General features: G+C 66.6%; 20 protein-coding genes. 6 read left to right on the top strand and 14 right to left on the bottom strand.

The window, feature by feature from the left end; all coding sequences use genetic code 11:
- The first annotated feature begins 111 nt into the window (after positions 1-111).
- Both QJT82_RS01335 and QJT82_RS01330 read left to right on the top strand, forming a co-directional pair.
- On the top strand, positions 112-3,480 hold the full coding sequence (locus QJT82_RS01335) for an ATP-binding protein (RefSeq protein ID WP_028345155.1): 3,369 nt from the start codon (positions 112-114) through the stop codon (positions 3,478-3,480).
- Entirely contained in the window at positions 3,470-4,396 is a 927-nt protein-coding gene (locus QJT82_RS01330) for a response regulator transcription factor (protein ID WP_028345156.1), read from the top strand. Before QJT82_RS01335 ends, QJT82_RS01330 begins: the two co-directional genes overlap by 11 nt.
- Positions 4,397-4,449: 53 nt before the next feature.
- Here QJT82_RS01330 and QJT82_RS01325 read toward each other — a convergent pair whose 3' ends face one another.
- Positions 4,450-5,445 carry an AraC family transcriptional regulator gene (locus tag QJT82_RS01325; protein WP_028345157.1) on the bottom strand — a complete coding sequence of 332 codons (996 nt, stop codon included), beginning with the start codon at positions 5,443-5,445 and terminating at the stop codon, positions 4,450-4,452.
- Between the two features lie 130 nt (positions 5,446-5,575).
- On the opposite strand from QJT82_RS01325, the gene QJT82_RS01320 reads away from it, so the two are divergent.
- From QJT82_RS01320 to QJT82_RS01310, 3 genes are all read left to right on the top strand, one after another.
- Positions 5,576-6,112 carry a carboxymuconolactone decarboxylase family protein gene (locus tag QJT82_RS01320; protein ID WP_028345158.1) on the top strand — a complete coding sequence of 179 codons (537 nt, stop codon included), beginning with the start codon at positions 5,576-5,578 and terminating at the stop codon, positions 6,110-6,112.
- Between the two features lie 36 nt (positions 6,113-6,148).
- On the top strand, positions 6,149-6,655 hold the full coding sequence (locus QJT82_RS01315; RefSeq protein WP_028345159.1) for a DUF417 family protein: 507 nt from the start codon (positions 6,149-6,151) through the stop codon (positions 6,653-6,655).
- A gap of 347 nt (positions 6,656-7,002) precedes the next feature.
- Positions 7,003-7,194, top strand: a complete 192-nt coding sequence (locus tag QJT82_RS01310) for a hypothetical protein (RefSeq protein ID WP_018270822.1) — start codon at positions 7,003-7,005, stop codon at positions 7,192-7,194.
- A gap of 36 nt (positions 7,195-7,230) precedes the next feature.
- Here QJT82_RS01310 and cobF read toward each other — a convergent pair whose 3' ends face one another.
- Genes cobF through QJT82_RS01280 form a run of 6 tightly spaced genes read right to left on the bottom strand, consistent with a single transcriptional unit; the run spans position 7,231 to position 12,360 of the window.
- A complete protein-coding gene (cobF, locus tag QJT82_RS01305; protein WP_028345160.1) occupies positions 7,231-7,980 on the bottom strand; it encodes a precorrin-6A synthase (deacetylating) in 750 nt (249 codons plus the stop codon).
- A gap of 7 nt (positions 7,981-7,987) precedes the next feature.
- Positions 7,988-8,716: a uroporphyrinogen-III C-methyltransferase gene (cobA, locus tag QJT82_RS01300; protein WP_028345161.1), complete on the bottom strand. Its 729-nt coding sequence runs from the start codon at positions 8,714-8,716 to the stop codon at positions 7,988-7,990.
- Positions 8,713-10,023: a cobyrinate a,c-diamide synthase gene (locus tag QJT82_RS01295; RefSeq protein ID WP_028345162.1), complete on the bottom strand. Its 1,311-nt coding sequence runs from the start codon at positions 10,021-10,023 to the stop codon at positions 8,713-8,715. Before QJT82_RS01295 ends, cobA begins: the two co-directional genes overlap by 4 nt.
- Positions 10,020-10,817 carry a precorrin-4 C(11)-methyltransferase gene (gene cobM / locus QJT82_RS01290; RefSeq protein WP_028345163.1) on the bottom strand — a complete coding sequence of 266 codons (798 nt, stop codon included), beginning with the start codon at positions 10,815-10,817 and terminating at the stop codon, positions 10,020-10,022. The genes QJT82_RS01295 and cobM overlap by 4 nt, the downstream gene beginning before the upstream one ends.
- The gene (locus QJT82_RS01285; RefSeq protein ID WP_028345164.1) at positions 10,814-11,182 is read right to left on the bottom strand and encodes a cobalamin biosynthesis protein; all 369 of its coding nucleotides are present in this window, start codon (positions 11,180-11,182) and stop codon (positions 10,814-10,816) included. The genes cobM and QJT82_RS01285 overlap by 4 nt, the downstream gene beginning before the upstream one ends.
- Positions 11,179-12,360, bottom strand: coding sequence for a bifunctional cobalt-precorrin-7 (C(5))-methyltransferase/cobalt-precorrin-6B (C(15))-methyltransferase (locus QJT82_RS01280; protein WP_028345165.1), 1,182 nt, complete (start codon positions 12,358-12,360; stop codon positions 11,179-11,181). The genes QJT82_RS01285 and QJT82_RS01280 overlap by 4 nt, the downstream gene beginning before the upstream one ends.
- Between QJT82_RS01280 and QJT82_RS01275 the strand changes: the two genes are divergently transcribed.
- Positions 12,359-13,108 (top strand): cobalt-precorrin-6A reductase, encoded by a 750-nt coding sequence (locus tag QJT82_RS01275; protein WP_028345166.1) that lies wholly within the window; start codon positions 12,359-12,361, stop codon positions 13,106-13,108. The two genes, QJT82_RS01280 and QJT82_RS01275, sit on opposite strands and share 2 nt — an antisense overlap.
- Here QJT82_RS01275 and cobJ read toward each other — a convergent pair.
- The 7 genes from cobJ to QJT82_RS01240 are packed head-to-tail and all read right to left on the bottom strand — an operon-like array spanning position 13,084 to position 20,976.
- Positions 13,084-13,818, bottom strand: a complete 735-nt coding sequence (cobJ, locus tag QJT82_RS01270) for a precorrin-3B C(17)-methyltransferase (protein ID WP_028345167.1) — start codon at positions 13,816-13,818, stop codon at positions 13,084-13,086. The genes QJT82_RS01275 and cobJ overlap by 25 nt on opposite strands.
- Positions 13,815-14,546: a precorrin-2 C(20)-methyltransferase gene (locus QJT82_RS01265; protein WP_028345168.1), complete on the bottom strand. Its 732-nt coding sequence runs from the start codon at positions 14,544-14,546 to the stop codon at positions 13,815-13,817. The genes cobJ and QJT82_RS01265 overlap by 4 nt, the downstream gene beginning before the upstream one ends.
- Before the next feature lie 23 nt (positions 14,547-14,569).
- A complete protein-coding gene (locus QJT82_RS01260; protein ID WP_281446616.1) occupies positions 14,570-15,163 on the bottom strand; it encodes a precorrin-8X methylmutase in 594 nt (197 codons plus the stop codon).
- Positions 15,163-16,326, bottom strand: coding sequence for a precorrin-3B synthase (gene cobG, locus QJT82_RS01255; protein ID WP_028345170.1), 1,164 nt, complete (start codon positions 16,324-16,326; stop codon positions 15,163-15,165). Before cobG ends, QJT82_RS01260 begins: the two co-directional genes overlap by 1 nt.
- On the bottom strand, positions 16,323-19,571 hold the full coding sequence (gene cobN, locus QJT82_RS01250; RefSeq protein WP_028345171.1) for a cobaltochelatase subunit CobN: 3,249 nt from the start codon (positions 19,569-19,571) through the stop codon (positions 16,323-16,325). The genes cobG and cobN overlap by 4 nt, the downstream gene beginning before the upstream one ends.
- Positions 19,571-20,605, bottom strand: coding sequence for a cobalamin biosynthesis protein CobW (gene cobW / locus QJT82_RS01245; RefSeq protein WP_028345172.1), 1,035 nt, complete (start codon positions 20,603-20,605; stop codon positions 19,571-19,573). The genes cobN and cobW overlap by 1 nt, the downstream gene beginning before the upstream one ends.
- A complete protein-coding gene (locus QJT82_RS01240) occupies positions 20,602-20,976 on the bottom strand; it encodes a DUF1636 domain-containing protein (RefSeq protein ID WP_028331460.1) in 375 nt (124 codons plus the stop codon). The genes cobW and QJT82_RS01240 overlap by 4 nt, the downstream gene beginning before the upstream one ends.
- Positions 20,977-21,022: the final 46 nt, after the last annotated feature.

Here is a 21,022-nt window from a genome sequence, read left to right as displayed (position 1 = left end):
GCAGCGCACTGATACGTGAGATCGCGTATACTGCACCGCAAAATAGCGACGTAGGTTTTTGGTACGGGATTTGCCCGCGATCAGCGCATCGTGGACCAGGAGTTGAAACGAGTGGCAGGGCGGCAGCGGATAGACCGCGTCAGGCGCCAATACAATCAATGGGTCGCCAACCAGACGCTGGAAGACTACGCGCTGCGCTTCACCGCCAAGAGCGCGCGGCGCTGGTCCGCCGCCCGGGTCGCCAACACCGCGCTCGGCGCAATCTCGTTCCTTGCGCTGGAGGCGATCGGCGGCACCATCACGCTGAACTACGGCGCAATGAACGCCTCCGCTGCGATCCTGGTGGTCAGCGTCATCATCTTCCTTTGCGGACTTCCGATCGCCTACCATGCCGCGAAAAGCGGCATCGACATCGACCTGCTGACCCGCGGCGCCGGTTTCGGCTATATCGGCTCGACCATCACCTCGCTGATCTACGCCTCCTTCACCTTCATCTTCTTCGCGATCGAGGCGGTGATCCTGGCCAGCGCGCTCGACATGTGCTTCGGCATCCCGCGGCCGATCGGCTATCTGATCAGCGCGGTCGTGATCATTCCGCTGGTGATCTACGGCATCACGCTGATCAGCCGCTTCCAGCTCTGGACCCAGCCGCTGTGGGTCATCCTCCACATCATGCCGTTCGCGGCGATCGCCTGGGCCAATCCGCATTCGTTCACCGAGTGGCGCAAATTCGCCGGCGATCACGGCGATCCCGCAGGAAATCTCGATCTGCTGCTGTTCGGCACCGCGGCCTCCGTGGTATTCGCGCTGGTGGCGCAGATCGGCGAGCAGGTCGACTTCCTGCGCTTTCTGCCGCGCGACCGCCGCACCTCGCGCAAGGCCTGGTGGATCGCGCTGCTCAGCGCCGGTCCCGGCTGGATCGTGCTCGGCGCGCTCAAGCTGCTGGCCGGCTCGTTCCTCGCCTTCTTTGCGCTCAGCCACGGCGTCTCGGCCGAGCACGCGGCCGAGCCCGCCAACATGTACCTCGAGGCGTTCCGCTACGTGCTGTCCCAGCCGGATCTGGCGATGGCGCTGACCGGCACGTTCGTGATCCTGTCGCAGGTCAAGATCAACGTCACCAACGCCTATGCCGGCTCGATCGCCTGGTCGAACTTCTTCTCCCGCCTCACCCACTCGCATCCCGGCCGCGTGGTGTGGCTGGTCTTCAACGTCGTCGTCGCGCTGCTGCTGATGGAGATCGGCGTCTATAAGGCGCTGGAGCAGACGCTCGCGCTCTACTCCAACGTCGCGATCGCCTGGGTCGGCGCGCTGGTGGCCGATCTCGTCATCAACAAGCCGCTCGGCTTGCGGCCGCAGCACATCGAGTTCAAGCGCGCCCATCTCTGCGATATCAACCCGGTCGGCGTCGGCGCGATGACGATCGCCACCGTGGTCTCGATCAGCGCGTTCTACGGCCTGTTCGGCCCGACCGCGAAGGCGCTGTCGGCCTTCGTTGCGCTTGCGGTCGCCTTCGTCACGGCTCCCCTCATTGCCTGGGCCACCGACGGCAAGTACTACATCGCCCGCAAGCCGAAGCGGAGCTGGCAGAACATCGAATCGATCCAGTGCTGTATCTGCGAGCATGCGTTCGAGCCCGAGGACATGGCTTCCTGCCCCGCTTATGCCGGCCCGATCTGCTCACTGTGCTGCTCGCTCGACGCACGCTGCCATGACCTCTGCAAGCCGCATGGCCGGATCGGCGCGCAGGTGTCGGATGCGCTGGGCAAGGTGATGCCGCAACCGATCTATGCCCGCATCAATTCGCAGCTCGGGCATTATCTCGGCGTGTTCGCCGTCTCGGCCGGGCTCGTGGCGATCGTGCTCGGCCTGATCTACCTGCAGACCACGGCGGCGGTGCATGCCAACGAATTGCTGGCCGACGTGCTCTGGAAGGTGTTCTTCGCGCTGACCCTGATCATTGGCGTCGTCGCCTGGCTGTTCGTGCTGGCGCAACAAAGCCGGCGCGCCGCGGAAGCGGAAACACGCCGGCAGACCACGCTGCTGATCCAGGAGATCGACGCCCACAAGCGCACCGACGCCGAACTGCAGCGCGCCAAGGAGGTCGCGGAGTCCGCCAATCTCGCCAAGAGCCGGTACGTCGTGGGCCTCAGCCACGAGCTTCGCTCGCCGCTGAATGCGATCTCCGGCTACGCGCAATTGCTGGAACAGGACGACAGCCTGCAGGTGCGGCCGCGTGAGCAGGTGCGCGTGGTCCGCCGCAGCGCCGATCATCTGTCGGGGCTGATCGACGGCATCCTCGATATCTCCAAGATCGAGGCCGGCCGACTCTACCTGTCGCGCGATGAAGTGCGGTTGAATGACTTCCTCGAGCAGCTGGTCGGCATGTTCCGCCTGCAAGCCGCAGCAAAAGGCATCGACTTCGTGTTCAAACGGCCGGCCGTGCTGCCGGTCGTGGTTTATGCCGACGAGAAGCGGCTGCGGCAGATCCTGATCAACCTGCTGTCGAATGCGATCAAGTTCACGCAATCCGGCCAGGTGCTATTCGTGGTGCATTACCGCAGCCCGGTCGCAGAGTTCGAGGTGATCGATACCGGACCCGGCATCCAGCCCGACGATCTCGAGCGGATCTTCGCCCCGTTCGAGCGCGGCGCGCTTGGCGTCACCCAGCCGCAGACCGGCACCGGGCTCGGGCTCACCATCAGCCGCCTGCTCGCGGGTGTGATGGGCGGCGACATCAAGGTCCTGAGTACGGTCGGCAGCGGCAGCACGTTCCGCGTCAAGCTGCTGCTGTCGGAGGTCACCAATCCGCGGCGCGATGCGCCGGTCGATGCTCCCGTGTACGGCTATCACGGTCCGCGCAAGACCATCCTGATCACGGACGACGACCCGACCCACCGCGACCTCCTGCGCGAGATCCTGACGCCGCTCGGCTTCATCCTGCTCAGCGCGCCGGACGGGCCAGGCTGTCTTGCCCTCGCGCAGCACTGCCGGCCGGACCTGTTCCTGCTCGATATCTCGATGGCGGGCATGGACGGCTGGACGGTCGCCGAAACCTTGCGCTCCGAAGGCCATCACCAGGCACGGATCCTGATGATCTCGGCCAGCGCGCTGGAGGCCCATGGCGCGCCGCTCGCGCAACCGTTCCACGACGGATACCTGATGAAGCCGATCGACATCCCGCGGCTGCTCGAGACCATCCGCCAGTTGCTCAAGATCGAGTGGCAGTATGAGGCCGAGCCGGCCTCGCCTCCGCAATGGAAGCCCGAGAGTGGCTCGCGGCCGCCGGTGAAATATGTCGAAGAGCTGATCAGCCTCGGCCAGCTCGGCTATGTCAGGGCGATCCAGCTCAAGCTCGACGAGATCGGCAATGAGTGTCCCGAACATGCCGATTTCGTCGGCCAGATGCACACGCTGATCGACCGCTTCGATCTCGATCAATATATGGCGACGTTGAAGACATTGCACAGCTATGACCATTGAACAGAGAAAGCGCGACGTCGCGCTCGTCGTCGACGACTCGCCCGAGACGTTGCGCCTGCTGACCGACGCGCTCGACGGCGCCGGCATGACCGTGATGGTCGCGCTCGACGGCGCCTCGGCGATGCGCATCGTCGACCAGATCACGCCCGATATCGTGCTGCTCGATGCCGTGATGCCCGGCATGGACGGTTTCGAGACCTGCCGGCGGCTGAAGCGCGACGCAGGGCTCGACGGCGTGCCGATCATCTTCATGACGGGCCTCGCCGAGACCGAGCATATCGTGCGCGGGCTGGAGGCCGGCGGCGTCGATTATGTGACGAAGCCGATCGTGGTCGAGGAGATGCTGGCGCGCATCCGGGTCCATCTCGCCAATGCGCGGATGACGCAGAGCGCCCGCGCGGCGCTCGACGTCTCCGGCCGCTATCTGCTCGCCGTGAACAGCGCCGGCGCGCTGCTGTGGGCGACGCCGCAGGCACAGCGACTGCTGTCGGATACGCTCGCCGACGCCGCCGACAATTTCGCGCTGCCGGATCCGATGCCGCAATGGCTCGAGCAGGCGCAGAAGGGCGGCACAGGAAAGAAGACAGCGACCGTGGCGTCATTCCCCGGCAACGAACAGCTTCGGCTGCAATATATGGGCAAGCTCGGGCCCAACGAATTCCTGCTGCGGCTCGCCAAGGACACCAGCGGCGACATGCCGGCCGAGTTCTCCAGCGAGCTCGGCCTGACCACCCGCGAGGGCGAGGTGCTGTCCTGGCTCTCCAAGGGCAAGACCAACCGCGACATCGCGCAGATCCTCGGCCTCAGCCCGCGCACCGTCGACAAGCATCTCGAGCAGATCTACGCCAAGCTCGGCGTCGAGAACCGCACCGCCGCCGCCGCGATCGCGGTCAACGCAAGGCATCGCAAGTCTTGATCGAGCGCACTCTGCGCCTCCCGCACCGAAACCTGAGCGAGGCACGGGGGACGCTACGCATCCACAGTCGGCGAACTGCCTTTCCGATCAGCCGGTGCAGCAGGTCCCAGCGACACCTCCTGTTCCGGCGGCTGCGATTTGCGCCACTGCGCCGGCGTCACGCCCATGTGGCTTTTGAAGGCGCGCTGAAAGGCGGCCTCCGATTGATACCCGACCATCTCCGCCACAGCGCCGGTCGAAAGCGATGATCCCTTCAACTCGTTCGCCGCAAGCGTCATCCTGATATCGGTGAGCAGATCGCTGGCCGATCGCCCGAGCTTGTCCTGGAACTGCCGCGCCAGCGTGGCGCGCGACATGTTGCAAAGCCGTGCGAGCTCCGGCAGCGACCACGCACGCGCGGGCTCCTTGAACATGGCGGCCACGGCCGGCGCGAGCCTGGGATCACCGACCAGGGCGAGAAGTCCCCGTGACGTTGCATCGGTCTCGCTCGCAAGCCGCAGCACAAGCGCGAACATTGCCGTGGACAGCGCATTCAGCATGGCGTGGCCGCCCAGATGATCGTCGGCCGTTTCGCTGCGCATCAACGACACGAGCCCGGCGAGCTGCGCAGCCGTTCCCTTTCCCGCACGCGCGCCGGCATGCACGACAAGACGCGGCGGAAGATAATTGCGCAACAGGCGGTCGTGCGGGGGTGCAATCGCGAAGTGCCCGCACAACAGGTCAAGCCGTTCGTCCGATCCGAGGTTTTCGCTGATCGTGAAATTCTCCGCCGCCCGGTTGCGCGCCGGCAGCGGTGTCGCGCCGCTTCCGTCGTGCATCACGTGTCGCGGGTTGCCGGGAAGCAGGAGGATGTCGCCGGGCTTCAGCAGCAACGGCCGTCCGCCCGCGGCGTCGTCCAGGATCGCCGAGCCGGCAAGCACCGCATGATAGGGGATCTCGTTGGTTAGGCCCGGTCCCTGCTCGATACGCCAGGGCACGCTGTAGCTGCAGCGCAGGTCGAGCCGCCCGCGCACCGGCATCATCTCGAACAGCCGGCTCAGCCAATCCATGGCCAATCCCCCTGAAGCAGCGCATGAGACGATTGAACATATAAACGAGCAATATGAACATTCAATGTCTCAAATCTCGATCCTATTGTCACTCTGCAATCGTTCACCACCCCGAACAAGGAGTGCCACCATGTCTCGTCTCTCAACCCCCAATCTCGAAACCGATACCGGCCCGTCGGGCCAGATCTACGCCCAGATCAAGAAGGCGATCGGCGCCGTCCCGAACACCTACGCGGCGATTGCGGCCCACGGTCCGGCCGCGCTCAAGTCGATCCTCGCCGCCGATGCCGTGCTGACTGGCGGCAGCCTGCCCAGGCGCGACCTGGAGATCGTCAAGCTCGTGATCAGCGCCGCCGGCGGCTGCGATTATTGTGTCGCCGCGCACTCGCATCTCGCCAGGCTCGCCGGCGTGAATGCGGATGTGCTCAAGCAGATCCGCGAGGGCGAGCCGACCGGTGACGCCAGGCGCGATGCGCTCGTCAATTTCGTCCGCAAGCTCGCGCAGTCGAGCGGCACCGTCAGCGAAGAGGATTTCGCCGCGATCAAGTCCGCCGGCTACAGCGACGCGCAGCTGGTCGAGATCAGCCTGGCGTTTGCGACCACAGTCTTCACCAGCGTCTTCAACCGCATCAACGACACCGACATCGACTTCCCGGCGGTCGCGTGAAGCGACCGAGCGATGTCACGCGAAAGGATCACGACCATGACCACGCTTGCCAACACCACACAAAATCCGCTTCTCCGCGCGCTCGACAGGTCCGGCCTGCTGGCGGAGGATCTCGACTATCACGTCGTCCGGGCCGCGATGGTGATCATGTTCCTGTTCTTCGGTTACCAGAAGTGGTTTCCGTACGAATTCGAACGGCTGGTCCCGTTCATCAGCAACGGGCCGCTGATCTGGTGGCTCTATCCAGCGTTCGGCCATGCCGGCGCCAGCTACTTCCTTGGCGCCTCGGAGTGGACGTTCGGTTCGCTGCTGCTCGCGGGCTTCTGGGACAAGCGGCTCGGCGTGCTCGGCGCCCTCGGCTCGACCGGCACCTTCATCGCGACCGTCACCATCATTCCGTTCATGCCTGACGGCTGGGACGTTGCCGCCGGTGGCTTCCCCGCGATGACCGGCAACGTGCCCTTCCTGATGAAGGACGTCGTGCTGCTCGCCGTCTCGCTCTACCTGCTGAGGCAGGACGTGGTTCGTCTGATCAGGCAATAGCTGATCGCGATTGATCGCCGGTGGGCCTCGGGCGTGCCGGCGATCGCGCATGGGACTGAGCAGACGCAGCATCTCTCGAACACAGCGACATGGCAGTCATTATTGTTATTGTTGCGGGGTCCGGCAGCCCTTGCTCTTTAAGGCCGAGCAATAACCCATTGCCGAACTTGCATAATGCGTTGAAAATCGGCCACCCGCTCCGCGCGATCGGCTGCGCTGCCGCCCGCTCGACGACGACGCACCGCCGCTTCCATGCACGAATGATCCGTCGCTCCGCGGCCATGAACATGGTTCCGCCGCGCGGTCTGCGCTAAAAAGCAGCGCCGGTGCTGTTCTGGGGTGAGTTGATGAAGAAGGACGACGTCACATGCCCGCGCTGCGGGGCCGGATTCCGACGCCTTGAGCTGGCGTCCGGATCTGGAAGCAAGGGCGAGTATCGCTGCCCGGTCTGCGAGACGACCCTCGAGCATTTCGATGGCGACAGGCTCGTCGCCTATCGCCTGACCATCCAACCTTCGATTCGCGGATTGAAGACCTAGCAGCCATCTGCACAGAATGCCGGAGCAAAATCTGGATCACGATTTCCGCTTCAGGACATAGCTGTCCATGATCCAGCCGTGCCGCTCACGTGCCTCTCGTCGCGCGGCAACGATGCGAGGGCCGACCTCTGCCAGTTCCCCCGCCATGATGATCTGATCGGGCATGCCGAGATAGGCGCCCCACCAGATTTGCAGCCCGGCAGGATCCAGCGTCTGGAAGGCGGCGCCGCCGTCGAGCATCACAACAATGGTGTCGATGCCGGGCGGCCAGCCGCCCTCGCGCAGCCGTCGGCCGGTCGTCACGAGGAACGGCTCGCCGATCTCATTGAGCGGCAGCGCATGCGCCGCGCACAGCGCCTGGATCGACGTGATGCCCGGGATCACCTCGATCGATGGCAACGGATCGAGCCGTCGCGCGATCCGCAGGCTCGAATCGTAGAGCGAGGGATCGCCCCAGATCAGCAGGGCGACGCGTCCCTCTCTGCCTAGGTTGCGCGCGATTTCCTGCGACCACGCCGCAGCGATGGCATCGTGCCAATCGTCCACACCCTTGCGATAATCCTCTTCGCCGGCGTCACGTACCGGCAGGTCGAACTCGGCAATGCGTGTGCGATCATTGCTCAACGCTTCCGCGCAGATGGTGCGACGCAAGTCGGCGAGATCCGACTTTGCCGTCCCCTTGCGCGGGATCAGGATCAGGTCGGCGGCATTGATCGCGGCGGTCGCAGCGAAAGTGAGCTGCCGGGGATCACCACAACCGATGCCGATCAGGGACAGCGTCAACATGGCCGCGTCACCCTCGTTCCGGCGCCAGCGCACCGAACAGAATAACGGCAGCCGCCGTTGCCGCGCCGGCATGCGTGAGCTGTTCGGCCAGCGCTGCGATCGTGGTGCGAAGCAGCCGCTCGTCGGCGTGGCCGAGCGATTCCGCCAGCAGCGCGGGCGTGTCGGGCGCGAGGCCGCGCGCGATCAGCCTTGCGGCCAATGCCGGGAAAGTTCGCCGCCCCATATAGACGACGGTGGTCGCTTCCGGATCGGCCAGTGCCGCCCAGTTCAGGTCCGCGGGCAATTCGCCCGTCACATCGGCGCCGGTGACAAACTGGACCCGACGCGAGGTCAGCCGTCGCGTCAGCGGAATGCCGGCCTGCGCGGCGGCAACCGACGCTGAAGTCACGCCGGGAATGATCTCGTAGCCGATGCCCGCTGCGCGCAGCGCTTCGATCTCCTCCTCGAGCCGACCAAAAATGCCGGCGTCGCCCGATTTCAGCCGCACCACCCGCACGCCGGCGGCGGCATAATCGACCAGCAGCCGGCTGACATGGTGCTGCTTCGCCGACAGGCGGCCGGCACGCTTGCCGACCGCGACGAGATTGGCGCCGGAGCGCGCGAGATCGAGGATCGCGCCCGAGGCAAGATCGTCATAGAGCACCACATCGGCCTCGCGCAGCCGCGCGGCGCCTTTCACCGTCAGGAGTTCGGGATCGCCCGGACCTGCCGAGACGAAGGAAACGAATCCGCTCACCGGTCCTCCGCAATCAGATGGAAGAATGTACCCGTCGCACAGCCACGCCGCGATCCGGTCTCCGCAACGATCGCGCCGGTCGCATCGCGCACCACCGCGAGCGGCGTGTCGGGCTGCGCGATGATCGTCGAATAGTGAAACTCGTGGCCGCGCAGGCGTGCGCCTGGGCCGTGGCCGGGCATCGGCGCGGCAAGCTCGGCGAGCCGATAGCCGAGATGCATGCGGCGCTTGGCATAGCTCGTCTCAAGGCCGAGCAATCCCGCCATCTCGTGGCGCACGCCGTCGGCATCGGTCAACGCGGCGCCCAGCACCATGTAACCCCCGCATTCGCCATGCACCGGCCGCATCTCGGCGAATGCGCGGAGCTGCCCTAGAAATTGCCTGTTGGCCGCAAGCCGGCCGGCATGCAGTTCGGGATAGCCGCCGGGCAGCCAGCACACATCGGCGTCCGCGTCGGGGCCTTCGTCGGCAAGCGGCGAGAACGTCACGATCTCCGCGCCGGCCGCGCGCCAGGCTTCCAGCATGTGAGGATAGACGAACGAGAACGCGGCATCACGCGCCAGCGCAATGCGCTGACCGGGCGGCGTGATGTCCAGGCTGCGCACGGCTGGTTGCGGCGGCGAGGCGCGCGCCGATCGCAGCACGGCGTCGAGATCGACATGCTCGGCGACGAAGCGTGCGGCTTCGTCAATCAGACCGTCGATCTGGGCCTGCTCCTCGGCCTGTACCAGGCCGAGGTGACGCTTCGGCAAGGCGATCTCGGCGTGGCGCGGCAGCGATCCCAATACCGGAATGCCCGCGCCGGCCATGGCATTGCGCACCAGGGCTTCATGCCGCGCGCTCGCGACGCGATTGAGGACGACGCCGGCAAGCTGCACACCGGCGCGGAAATCGCGCAATCCCGCCGCGACCGCCGCCGCCGTCTGCGCCTGACCGGAGGGATCGATCACCAGCAGCACGGGCCACTCCATCATTTCGGCGATGTCGGCGGTGGCGCCGGTCCCCGAAACGCCACGCGCGGCGACGCCGTCGAACAGTCCCATCGAGCCTTCCGCCAGCACGAGATCGGCGTCCGCGCCGCGGCCTGCCAAATGCGCGATCGCTTCGCGCGCCATCGCCCAGCTATCGATGTTGACCGACGCGCGTCCCGTGGCAACCGCGTGAAAGGCGGGATCGATGTAATCAGGCCCGCTCTTGAGGCATTGCACCCTCACGCCGCGATTGCGATAGGCGCGCGCCAACGCCAGGGTCAGCGTCGTCTTGCCGACACCGGATGCCGGCGCAGAGATGACGAGTCCCGCGGTCATTGCGATGATTCCGGCGACGATTCCGGAAAGCGCGGCGCCGCCCCGACCGGACGGTAGCGGCGGTCGTAGTCGGCTGCATAGAGACGGCTCTCGGCGAATTCGTCCGCGCCGAGCGTCTTGCCGATCAGAATGAGCGCAGTGCGTTCGAGCTCGGGGCCAACGGCGGTATCGAGCGTCGCGAGCGTGGCGCGCACAATGCGCTGGTCCGGCCAACTCGCGCGCCAGACGATCGCAACCGGGCAATCCGCGCCGTAGTGCGGCGTGAGTTCGGCGATGACCTTGTCGAGCAGATGGATCGAAAGATGGATCGCCAGCACCGCGCCGGTCGCGGCAAACGCTGCGAGTGCCTCGCCATCCGGCATCGCGCTCGCCCGGCCCGGCGTGCGCGTCAGCACCACCGATTGCGCAAGGCCCGGCAGCGTAAGCTCGGCCTCCAGCGCCGCCGCGGCCGCCGAGAAAGCCGGCACCCCGGGCGTGACCGAATACGGAATCTGCAACGCGCGCAGCCGGCGCAGCTGCTCGCCCATCGCCGACCAGATCGAGAGATCGCCCGAATGCAGCCGCGCGACGTCCTTGCCCTCCGCATGCGCGGAAGCGATCTCGGCGATGATTTCGTCGAGCGACAGCGGCGCGGTGTTGACGATGCGCGCATCCGGCGGGCAATGCGCCAGAACACCTGATGGCACCAGCGATCCGGCATAGAGACAAACCGGGCACGAGGCGATGAGATCGCGCCCGCGCAGGGTCAGCAAATCGGCAGCGCCGGGCCCTGCGCCGATGAAGTGCACCGTCATTCGCCGTCTCCTTCCGCGATCGCCGCAATGGCCATCCGATCCCGTGACGCGGTCCTCACCGAGATCAGGCGCGCACCGCGCCCTGCCGCAGCGATCGCCGCAGCTTCGGCGACAGAGCCTGTTCCGAATCTCGCCTTGATGATTTCGGACTGTGTCGCGGTTTGTATCTCGGCCAATATCCCGGCAGAAATGCCGCGGACTGGCAATCCCAATTCCTGGGCCAGCACCTTCAACGCCGCCGCATCCGTCTTGTCACTCACGGTTGCAATTGCCGCAAGGCCGTCGGAACCGCCGGCCGCGTCGAGCGCGTCGCGCAAGGACGCGACACTGGCATTGCGCCTGAATCCGAGACCGGCGACTTTCATCGGAGCGCGCTCCACTGCACGATCGGCCGCGCCGCCTTCCAGGCGCGATAGCGGCCCAATGGCTCGGCGTGGGCGACCTCCAGCCGCATCAGTTCGCCGCCATGGCGCTGATGCAGATCGGAGAGCAGCGCTTCGGTCTCCAGGGTCACCGCATGCGCAACCAGTCGCGTGCCCGGCGCAATCCGTGACCAGATCGCATCGAACATATCAGCATCGAGGCCGCCACCGATGAACACGGCATCGGGTGCCGCGAGGTCCGATAAAGCGCCGGGCGCCTCGCCTTCGATGACGGTGATCCGGTGAGTCAGGCCGAAGCTCGCCGCATTGCTGCGGATGTTCGCGGTGCGTTCGCTGCGGGCTTCGACGGCGATCGCCGTCCCTTCACACAGCGCCCATTCGATCGAGATCGAGCCCGAGCCCGCGCCGACATCCCACAGCCGCTCACCGGGCCGCGGCGCAAGCGCCGACAGCGCAAGCGCGCGGACCGGCCGCTTTGTCAGTTGCCCGTCATGCGCAAAGAGCGCATCGGCAAGTCCAGAGCTGCGTGCGATCCCTTGTCCTCCCTTCGCCTCCAGCGCAACCGTGACGAGGCTGTCGCCCGAATCCTCCACATAATTGTCAGCGCGATGCTGCGTGATGGATTCACGCGGTCCGCCAAGCGCGGCAAGCGTCCATATTGCCGACGCCCCCCAACCACGCTCCGTCAGCCAGCGTGCGAGATCGGACGCCGCCTTGCCGTCGCGCAGCAGGCAGATGATCCGTGCATCGCGCGCCAAATGCGGCAACAGCCGTTCGAACGGTGCGGCGTGAAGACCGAGACAGACAGCATTCTCGATACGCCAGCCCAAACGAGCCGCCGCCAGTGAGAACGTCGACGGCGCGGAGTGCGCGACCCAGTCGCCGGGCTGCAGCTTCTCGACAAGGCTTCCGCCGGCGCCATGCCAGAACGGATCGCCCGACGCGAGCACCACCGTCGGACGACCCCGGCATGCAAGCACGATGTTCGCATCGAACGGCACCGGCCAGGCACGGCCGCGGTTGGCCATGCCGGCGAGCGCGAGGTGCCGCTCGCCACCGAAAACCGTTTCGGCTTCGGAAAGCGCCTTTCGGCTTGCGTCGGAGAGGCCGTCAAGGCCATCTTCGCCGATGCCGATGATGGTCAACCAGGGATTATCCATGATGCGCGCCCTGATCCTGGGCGGAACGGCCGACGCCAATTTGCTGGCCGTTGCGATCGCTCGCGCGGGCATCGACGCGGTCTATTCCTATGGCGGCCGCACCCGTGCGCCGGCCGGCCAGCCATTGCCGGTCCGCAGCGGGGGTTTCGGCGGCGTCAGAGGTCTTGCCGATTATCTGCGTCGCGAAGCCATTACGCATGTGATCGATGCGACGCATCCTTTCGCGGCCGAGATGAGCCGCAACGCGATCGCTGCATGTGCGCAAACCACAACGCCCCTGATCGCGCTTGAGCGCGCGCCCTGGGACAAAACCGCCGGCGATCGCTGGATCGAGGTCGCGGACGTCGTATCCGCGGCCGCAGCCTTGCCGGACAGCCGCGCCAGCGTGTTCCTCGCGATCGGCCGCCAGCATATCGCGCCGTTCGGTAACCGGCCGCAACATGCCTATACGTTGCGTTTCGTCGACCCGCCCGACGAAACGCTGTCGTTGCCCAACGCGGACGTCATTGTGTCGCGCGGTCCCTTCACGCTCGAGGGCGAGCTCGAGATGATGCGCGCGCGTCGCATCGAGTGGATCGTCGCCCGCAACTCCGGCGGAACCGGCGCGCGCGCCAAGATCGACGCCGCCCGCGTGCTTGGCCTTCCCGTGATCATGATCACACGGCCGGCTCTGCACGACAGGCCGCGGGTGGCAAGCGTGCGCGAGGTGATGCAATGGCTCGGTCATCGGACCTGCCTCGGCGCATAGATCCAGCGGCCGACCCGCCGGGTCGCCGAATTGCCGACGATCACGAGCGTCCGCATGTCGGCCATCTCTGGCCTTGCGTCGCGCAGTTCGACCGTCTCGATCCGCTGCTCGGGCGTGCTGACGGCGCGCGCGAAAATCGCGATGCGCTCGCCACAGCCCGCCTCGCGCAAGATCTCGAGCGCGCGACCAAAACCTTCCGGCCGGCTGGCCGAGCGCGGATTGTACATCGCGATCGCGAAATCCGCTTCGGCCGCAAGCCGCAGGCGCTTCTCGATCAGCGGCCATGGCTTGAGATTGTCGGAGAGGTTGATCGCGCAGAAATCATGACCGAGCGGCGCGCCGGCGCTTGCCGCCGCCGCCAGCATCGCCGTCACGCCGGGCAGAACGCGAATCGGCAGGTCGCGCCATTGCGGCGCATCCTCCAGCGCTTCGAACACGGCGGATGCCATCGCAAACACACCGGGATCGCCAGAGGACACCACGACGACGTGGCCGCCTTCCGATGCAAGCCGCAGCGCGTCAGCGGCACGCTGCAACTCCACGCGATTGTCCGAGGGATGCAGCGTGAGCCCGGCGCGCGGCGGCACGCGGGTCACATAGGGCGCATAGCCGACGATGTCGGTCGCAGCCGCGAGCGCAGCAGAGACCTCCGGCGTGATCAGCGCCTCATCGCCCGGTCCGAGCCCCGCGATGGTCAGCGTGCCGGTCATTGCGCGACCTCCCTGCGCCGCCCCTGCCCGTGCACCAGCACGATCGCAAAATACGGACACTCGGCCTCGCCGACATCCGCAAGCCGGGCGACGCGCTGATCCGGCATGGTGCCGCGTTCGACGAGCCACGCATCATCGAGGCGCCCCGCGGACGCCAGCGCGCGGCGAATCTTCGGAAGATTGCGACCGGTCTTCATCACGACCAGCGCGTCGGAGCCGCGCATCCGCTCGGCGAGCTCCGGCTCCGGCAGCGTCCCCATCAGAACGGTCGTCACATCGTCGGCTAGCGCAATCGGCTGACCCACCGAATTCCAGCAACCGACCATGCCGGGAATGCCGGCGATCACCTCGATCTCGACACGCCCCTGCAGCCGCGCATGCAGATGCATGAACGAGCCATAGAAATAGGGATCGCCCTCGCAGAGCACGACGATGTCGATCGCGCGCGCAAATCGCGCCAGGCGCTCGGCCCATTCGTCATAGAAGTCGGCCAGCAGCCGCGCGTAGTCCGGACTGTCGAACGCGATTTCCGTGGTGACCGGATATTCCATCGGATATTCGCTGACGTCGGCGGCGAGCAAGCCTTCGACGATACGTCGCGCCTGCCCCGGCTGGCCCTTCTTGCGAAAATAAGCGACGTGCTTGGCGGCACGCACAACGCGGTCGGCGCGCACGCTCATCAGGTCCGGATCGCCTGGGCCGAGGCCGCAGCAGATGATGCGTCCCATCGCAAGTCGGAGGCCAAGCGGTCTTAGGAAGACAAATATGTCTGGCAACTCCTTGGCTCACAGAACGACATGGCTACGATCCGACTTATCAATGCCGCCTTGGATTCCGCCGCGCCGACAAAGCCGACCGGACAGCCGATGATCGCCGCCGGCCTTGGGCAATCGGCATCCTCCAGCATGTTGAGCAGATGAAACAGCGCGGTCGGCGCGTTGCCGATCGCGACGACGGCGCCGCCCAGATGCGGCCGCCACAGCTCGAGCGCCGCCGCGGAACGCGTGTTGCGCATCGATTGCGCGAGTGCAGGCACCTTGACATCGCCCAGCGTGCAGATGACGGCGTTACCGGCCGGCAGCCGCGCGCGCGTAATTCCTTCCGACACCATGCGCGCGTCGCAGAGGATCGGCGCGCCCTCCTGCAAGGCCGCTCGCGCGCACGCAGCCATGCCTGATGTGAAGCGCACATGCGCTTCCAGGCCCACCATGCCGGCGGCATGGATCATGCGCACGACCACCGGCTCTTCGTCTGGTGTGAAGCGGGCAAGGTCGGCCTCGGAGCGGATGGTGGCAAAGGACTGGCGATAGATCGTCGCGCCGTCGGTTTCGTAGACGTGCGGCATCAATGGCCTCCCGTCAGCACGGAGGGATTTGCGACGAGGTACGAACTGGTCAGTCCCCGGATGACCGGCACATCCCGTGTCGTGCCGCGGCGGATCAGATCAAAGCCGTCGCTTGTCGCAACGAGGGTGACATCCGCAGAACCGGAATGGGCACAGCCCTTGGCGCAGCCGGATACGTGAAGCCGCTCATCGGGTGGGATATGCCGCGCGAGCGCCGACGCCAGTATACGCGTATCCGCGTGCGCCTCGCCGCAGCGCGGCGCGCCGCTGCAGGCGACCACGCGCAGCCTGGGGTCACCGGCACCAGTCACGAGGTCCACCCCACGGGGCATCTCGCGCATCCCCTCCACCAGCATCGTCCGCCACGGCGTCATGCGAAGAGCCCGAGCGCAGCCGGCCAGATCGCTGAGCGTCTGGTGCGGCATCTGCCCGAAGGCGACGCCAACCATCGCGCCCGTCGGATAGAGGCCAGGCGCAGGGTCCGCCGATCGAGCCACGGGCTCGACATCACCGCGAAGTGTCTCCGGAACGCTCGCACCGCCGGCGAGATGAGCCGCCATCCGCTTTTTCTCACCCCTGATTCCGCCGGAAGCGACGAACCACTCGGCCAGCGCCAGCGCCGCCTGCACCGCCTCGCTCCGCGTGACCGAAAGCCCGCGCTGTGCGCCATCGGCCCGCACCAGCAGTCCCCCGTTCCGATCGCGCTCGATCCTGATATCCGCGGACGCACCGGCCAGCACCCGCGCGTTGCCATCATCGATTGCGAAGCCGAACTTGGTTGGAAGATCAAGCGAGGCACCGGCTAGCCCCTGCTCAAGCTCGGTCGCAAGCGAGCGTGTCTCGTCGGCGGCAGTCCAGAACGGCGTCACCAGAATGTTGCGCTGCGCCTCGGTACTCGAGTCGGTGTCCAGCAACCCGAGCTCAGCGAGCCCATCGACCAGGGACGGATAACCTTCATCGCTGACGCCGCGAATCTGGAGATTGGCGCGGCTGGTCAGGTCGATCAGGCCGTTGCCGTATCGCGCCGCCAGCTCGGCAATTCCCGCCGCCTGCGCCGCGTCCAGCCGTCCGGCGCGCGGGCGAATGCGCACCACGAGGCCATCGCCCGATAACATCGGCCGCAGCGCGCCGGGACACCAACCCTTGACCGCAACCGCGCTCATGAGGCCTCCTGCAGCGCAGCCGCAATCGAATTGCGCCGCGTCTGCCACAGCGACGCCTCATGCAATCGCGTGAAGCAGGTTTCGATCGCCGCCAGCGCCGCCGGATTCTCGCGCGCCATGAAGCCGCGAACCTCGTCATTGCCGAGCGTTGCATCGTAGTAGAGATCGAACAGATGCGCCGGCACCGCGCCGGCGAGATGGGCGAACGCAGCCATGTGCTCCAGCGTCGCTGATATCTCGGCGGCACCACGGAAGCCATGGCGCATCATGCCCGCGATCCAGGCAGGGTTGGCCGCGCGCGCCCGCACCACCCGCGAGATTTCCTCGGTCAACGCGCGGGCATGCGGCCGATCCGGCCGCGTTGCATCGAGGTGATAGAGCGACGGAACGTTTGTGCCAAGGCGCCGGGCCGCCGCCGCGATGCCCGCCTCGTGCGCGGCATAGTCCGCCGCCAGCAGCAGATCGGTCTCCGGCAGATCCTGGGTGTGAACAAAACTGTCCGCAGCCGCGAGCCGCGCCTCGATGCCGGCGCGATCGGGCCGCATCTCGCCGTCGGATGCGAGAGCCCACGACGATGCCGACAGCCAGGCTTCGCCGGCCGCCTCGCGCGCCTCCTCGGTGAAGACATCCGGCATCGACGCAATGCCAACGCCATAATATCCGGGGCGAGGACCGAACACGCGCGAGATGCGCCGCCGGTAAGGATTCTCGTCCGCCTCGTCGCCGCGTTCGGACAACGCCTCCGCCGCGGCTTCGAACAACTGGGCCAGCCCCGAGAAGACGTCGCGGAACAGCCCCGACACCCGCAACGTGACGTCGATGCGCGGCCGGCCGAGCTCCGCCGGCGCGATGATGTCATAGCCGGACACCCGCCCCGATCCATGATCCCAGCGCGGCGCGATGCCCGCGAGGTGCAGGGCCATCGCAAAATCCTCGCCGGCAGTGCGCATCGTCGACGAGCCCCAGAGGTCGACCACGAGCCCCTTCGGCCAGTCGCCGTGATCCTGCAAATGACGGCGCAGCAGCTCTTCGGCAAGTTTCACACCTTGCGCATGCGCCGACGGCGTTGGCACCGCGCGTGGATCGACCGCAAACAGATTGCGTCCGGTCGGCAGCACGTCGCGGCGTCCGCGATAGGGCGAGCCCGACGGCCCCGGCGCCACCCGCCGGCCTGCGAGCGCGGCGCGCAGCGACGCCCTCTCCGCCTCGCCGCAAGCGCCCTGCCCGAACACATGCAGGCCGTCGCCGAACTGGCTTTCCTTGAGGTCGCAGACGAAACGATCGATCTGCGGAATGGCCTCGGCCGCGGAGACCGATGCTGCGAGACCGAGATCGTCCTCCAGCCCGGCGATGCGGGCTTCGTCGCGGATCGCGGCGATCAGGCGCTGCCGCCGCGCCGGATCGAGACCATCGGCGGTCGAATACTCATCGAGCAAGCGCTCGAGACTGCGCAGGCCGTCCGGCAGCGCGGCCTGTGCCAGTGGCGGCGGCAGATGACCGATCGTCACGGCACCGATCCGGCGCTTGGCCTGCGCGGCCTCGCCGGGATCGTTGACAATGAAGGGATAGACAACAGGCAGATCGCCGATCAGCGCCTCCGGCCAGCATGCGGACGACAGCGCAACCGACTTCCCCGGTAGCCATTCCAGCGTTCCATGCGCGCCCATGTGGACGACGGCATCGATGGCCTGCTGCCTGAGCCACAGATAGAACGCGACATAGGCATGGCGCGGCGTGCGCGCCAGATCGTGATAATCGGCGTCGCGCTGTCCCACCTCACCGCGCTCCGGCTGAACGGCAATGACCGATTTGCCGCAGCAGATCGCCGCGAAATGAAATGCGCCGTCACGGCAATCGGGATCATCCTCCGGCGCGCCCCATGCGCGGCTCAGATCGTCCTGCAATTGTTGCGGAAGGCCGGAAAGCGCCGCGCGATAGTCGGCGACGTCCCACGTCAAATTCCCGCGCAAGAGAATGTCGCCCAGCGACGCCACCGGCTCAAGGTCAAATCCGGCGGCCGCGAGATCAGCCAGCAACGCCTCGACCGAGGCCAGCGCATCGAGGCCGACGGCATGCGCGATCTGATGCGGACGGCCCGGATAGTTCGAGAGCACCAGCGCAAGCCGCTTCTCTTGTGCCGGCTTGCCGGCAAGCCGATGCCAGGCGGCCACGCGTGCGGCAATTGCAGCGACGCGCTCGGCGTCCGGTCGATGTGCAAGATGCGCGAACTGCAGCTCGGGATCGCGCTCACCAGGCGATTTGAAGCTCACGACGCCTGTGAACAGGCGGCCGTCGACCTCCGGCAGCACCACATGCATCGCAAGATCGCCAGGCGACAGACCGCGCAGCGATCCGGCCCAATCCTCGCGCCGCGCGGTCGACAAAGCGACCTGGAACACCGGGCACGATGCAGCGTCGAACGGCGTCGTGCCGTCGTCGCCGGCCGCGGAGAACGCGGTCGCATTGACGATGGCGGCCGGCGGGCATTGCGCGAATTGAGCGCGCATCCAATCGGTCACGCCCGCCGCCTTCAACGAGGCGACGAACACGCCGTGAGCATCAAAGCCCCTCTCGCGCAATGCATCGATCAATGCATCGACCGGCGCCGTGTCGCCGGCCGCAAGATAAGAACGATAAAACGTCACCAGCACCCGCGGCCGGCCGTTCGGTGCGGGCAACGCCGCGATGGCACCGCGCCGGGAATCGTAGACGCCGATCTCGGGAAGATCGATCTCGCCGACCACAGGCCCGGCATAGAGTCCGGACGCCAGCGCCAATTGCGCGATCACGGCCTGCGCGGCAACCGGGCCGCCTTTGTCGCACAGCACCTTGAGACGGCGCAGCGTCGAGACCGGCAAGGTCGAGAATTCATCCAGCCGCAGATCGTCGCGGCCATCGGCCGGCAGCACCACCAGGGCGATGCCGCGCTCCTTCGCCAGCCGATGCACCGCGGCCAGCCCGTACGACCAATAGGGCTCGCCGCCGATCAGCCGCACCAGAATGCCGCGGGCGTGCGAGAGCGTCCGCTCGATATAGGTATCCACCGACAGCGGATGGCGCAGCTCCGCGAGATTGCCGAGCCGCAGCGACGGCAACGCAGCGCGGCCGCGCCGCCAGCCGGCCGCGAAGGCAGCAAGATCGCTGTCGGAAAACGACAACACCACGAGATCGGCCGGATCCTGGCCGAGGTCCCTTGGCGTCGCGGTCTCCTCAAGGCCGCGGCTCTCGCGGAAGACGACGTGCATCAGACACCAAGCCGTGCCCTGATCGCGGCTTCGTCGATGTCGGCATGTTCGCCGATCACGACGAGCTTCGACTGCCGCACCCGTGCGCCCCAGGGCATGTCGAACTGATGCCGCACCCGCTCGCCGACCGATTGCACCAGCAGCCGCATCGGCTTGCCCTCGACCGCGATGTAGCCCTTGGCGCGCAGCACGTTCTGCTCGCGCGCCAGTCCCTTGATCGAGGCGATCAGCGCGTCGACATCCGAAACCTCCGGAAGATCGATCACGACGGAATTGAAATCGTCGTGCTCGTGTTCCTCCTCGCCATCGTGATGCGACGGCCGCGACGCGAGATCGTTTTCCGCCGCCGCCTCGAGCCCGAGGATCACGCGCGCGTCGATCGTGCCGTCGACGACGGGCAGCATCGGCACCTCGCGCGGCATCTCGGCCGCAATCACCTCTTTCGCTGCCTTGATCCCCTCCGCCCCGGCAAGGTCGGCCTTGGTCAGCAGCACGAGATCGGCACAGGCGATCTGGTCCTCGAACACTTCCGACAGCGGCGTCTCGTGGTCGAGATTCTCATCGGCCGCGCGCTGCGCATCCACCGCCGCCGGATCAGGCGCAAAACGGCCGGCGGCGACAGCCTCGGCGTCGGCCAGTGCGATCACGCCGTCGACCGTGATCCGCGAGCGGATCTCCGGCCAGTCGAACGCTTTCAGCAGCGGCTTCGGCAGCGCGAGCCCTGAGGTCTCGATCACGATGTGATCGGGCTTCACGTTCCGCGCCAGCAACTGCTCCATCGCCGGGATGAAATCATCGGCGACGGTGCAGCAGATGCAGCCATTGGCGAGCTCGACGATGTTCTCGGCCGGGCAATTGGCGTCGGCGCACGACTTCAGGATGTCGCCGTCGACGCCTTCACTGCCGAATTCGTTGACCAGCACCGCGAGCTTCTTGCCATTGGCATTGCGGATCAGATGCTGGATCAGCGTCGTCTTGCCGGAGCCGAGAAAGCCGGTCACGACGGTGACCGGAATTTTGGCGAGCGTGGTCATTCTGCGGCCTCCGGCACGACGGGAAGAGGTGGAATGCGGGCGAGCGATTGCTTGCGGAAGATTTCCGGACGGCTGCGCCACGGCACGATGCCGTCAGGCGCCGCCGCATAGGCGGAGGCACCGGCGATCACATCCGCGGCATTGTCAGCGGACAAGCGGCCGTAGACATAGGACCACCGCCCCGGCGCGCTAAGCGCGACCGAGCAACCCTGGCTGCAGGCCGACAGGCACGCGACGGGAACCAGATTGACGTCATCGGGCACGCCGGCCTCAACGAGCGCGGCATGCAGGCGCGCACCGGGCGCGAGCTCACCTTCCGCCGGCGTCTGGCCGGCGCGGCAAGTGATGCAGACATGAAGTGTAACGCTCATCGCCCTTCCTGGATTGACAGCGGGAAGCGATGAGGCACACGAACCG

The sequence above is a fragment of the Bradyrhizobium sp. Mp19 genome, assembly GCF_029952935.1.
Lineage (GTDB): Bacteria > Pseudomonadota > Alphaproteobacteria > Rhizobiales > Xanthobacteraceae > Bradyrhizobium > Bradyrhizobium elkanii.
The sequence above is the reverse complement of the archived record's forward strand: the minus strand, read 5'-3'. Positions and strand labels throughout refer to the sequence as shown.

Excerpts from the sequence above, each read along its gene's own strand:
- cobJ (WP_028345167.1), bottom strand. The coding sequence starts at position 13,818 with ATGACCGGCACGCTGACCATCGCGGGGCTCGGACCGGGCGATGAGGCG.
- QJT82_RS01320 (WP_028345158.1), top strand. The coding sequence starts at position 5,576 with ATGTCTCGTCTCTCAACCCCCAATCTCGAAACCGATACCGGCCCGTCG.
- QJT82_RS01325 (WP_028345157.1), bottom strand. The coding sequence starts at position 5,445 with ATGGATTGGCTGAGCCGGCTGTTCGAGATGATGCCGGTGCGCGGGCGG.
- QJT82_RS01310 (WP_018270822.1), top strand. The coding sequence starts at position 7,003 with ATGAAGAAGGACGACGTCACATGCCCGCGCTGCGGGGCCGGATTCCGA.
- cobF (WP_028345160.1), bottom strand. The coding sequence starts at position 7,980 with ATGTTGACGCTGTCCCTGATCGGCATCGGTTGTGGTGATCCCCGGCAG.
- QJT82_RS01315 (WP_028345159.1), top strand. The coding sequence starts at position 6,149 with ATGACCACGCTTGCCAACACCACACAAAATCCGCTTCTCCGCGCGCTC.
- QJT82_RS01265 (WP_028345168.1), bottom strand. The coding sequence starts at position 14,546 with ATGGGACGCATCATCTGCTGCGGCCTCGGCCCAGGCGATCCGGACCTG.
- QJT82_RS01240 (WP_028331460.1), bottom strand. The coding sequence starts at position 20,976 with ATGAGCGTTACACTTCATGTCTGCATCACTTGCCGCGCCGGCCAGACG.
- QJT82_RS01280 (WP_028345165.1), bottom strand. The coding sequence starts at position 12,360 with ATGGATAATCCCTGGTTGACCATCATCGGCATCGGCGAAGATGGCCTT.
- cobG (WP_028345170.1), bottom strand. The coding sequence starts at position 16,326 with ATGAGCGCGGTTGCGGTCAAGGGTTGGTGTCCCGGCGCGCTGCGGCCG.
- QJT82_RS01275 (WP_028345166.1), top strand. The coding sequence starts at position 12,359 with ATGATGCGCGCCCTGATCCTGGGCGGAACGGCCGACGCCAATTTGCTG.
- cobN (WP_028345171.1), bottom strand. The coding sequence starts at position 19,571 with ATGCACGTCGTCTTCCGCGAGAGCCGCGGCCTTGAGGAGACCGCGACG.
- QJT82_RS01295 (WP_028345162.1), bottom strand. The coding sequence starts at position 10,023 with ATGACCGCGGGACTCGTCATCTCTGCGCCGGCATCCGGTGTCGGCAAG.
- cobW (WP_028345172.1), bottom strand. The coding sequence starts at position 20,605 with ATGACCACGCTCGCCAAAATTCCGGTCACCGTCGTGACCGGCTTTCTC.
- cobM (WP_028345163.1), bottom strand. The coding sequence starts at position 10,817 with ATGACGGTGCACTTCATCGGCGCAGGGCCCGGCGCTGCCGATTTGCTG.
- QJT82_RS01330 (WP_028345156.1), top strand. The coding sequence starts at position 3,470 with ATGACCATTGAACAGAGAAAGCGCGACGTCGCGCTCGTCGTCGACGAC.
- QJT82_RS01285 (WP_028345164.1), bottom strand. The coding sequence starts at position 11,182 with ATGAAAGTCGCCGGTCTCGGATTCAGGCGCAATGCCAGTGTCGCGTCC.
- QJT82_RS01260 (WP_281446616.1), bottom strand. The coding sequence starts at position 15,163 with ATGCCGCACGTCTACGAAACCGACGGCGCGACGATCTATCGCCAGTCC.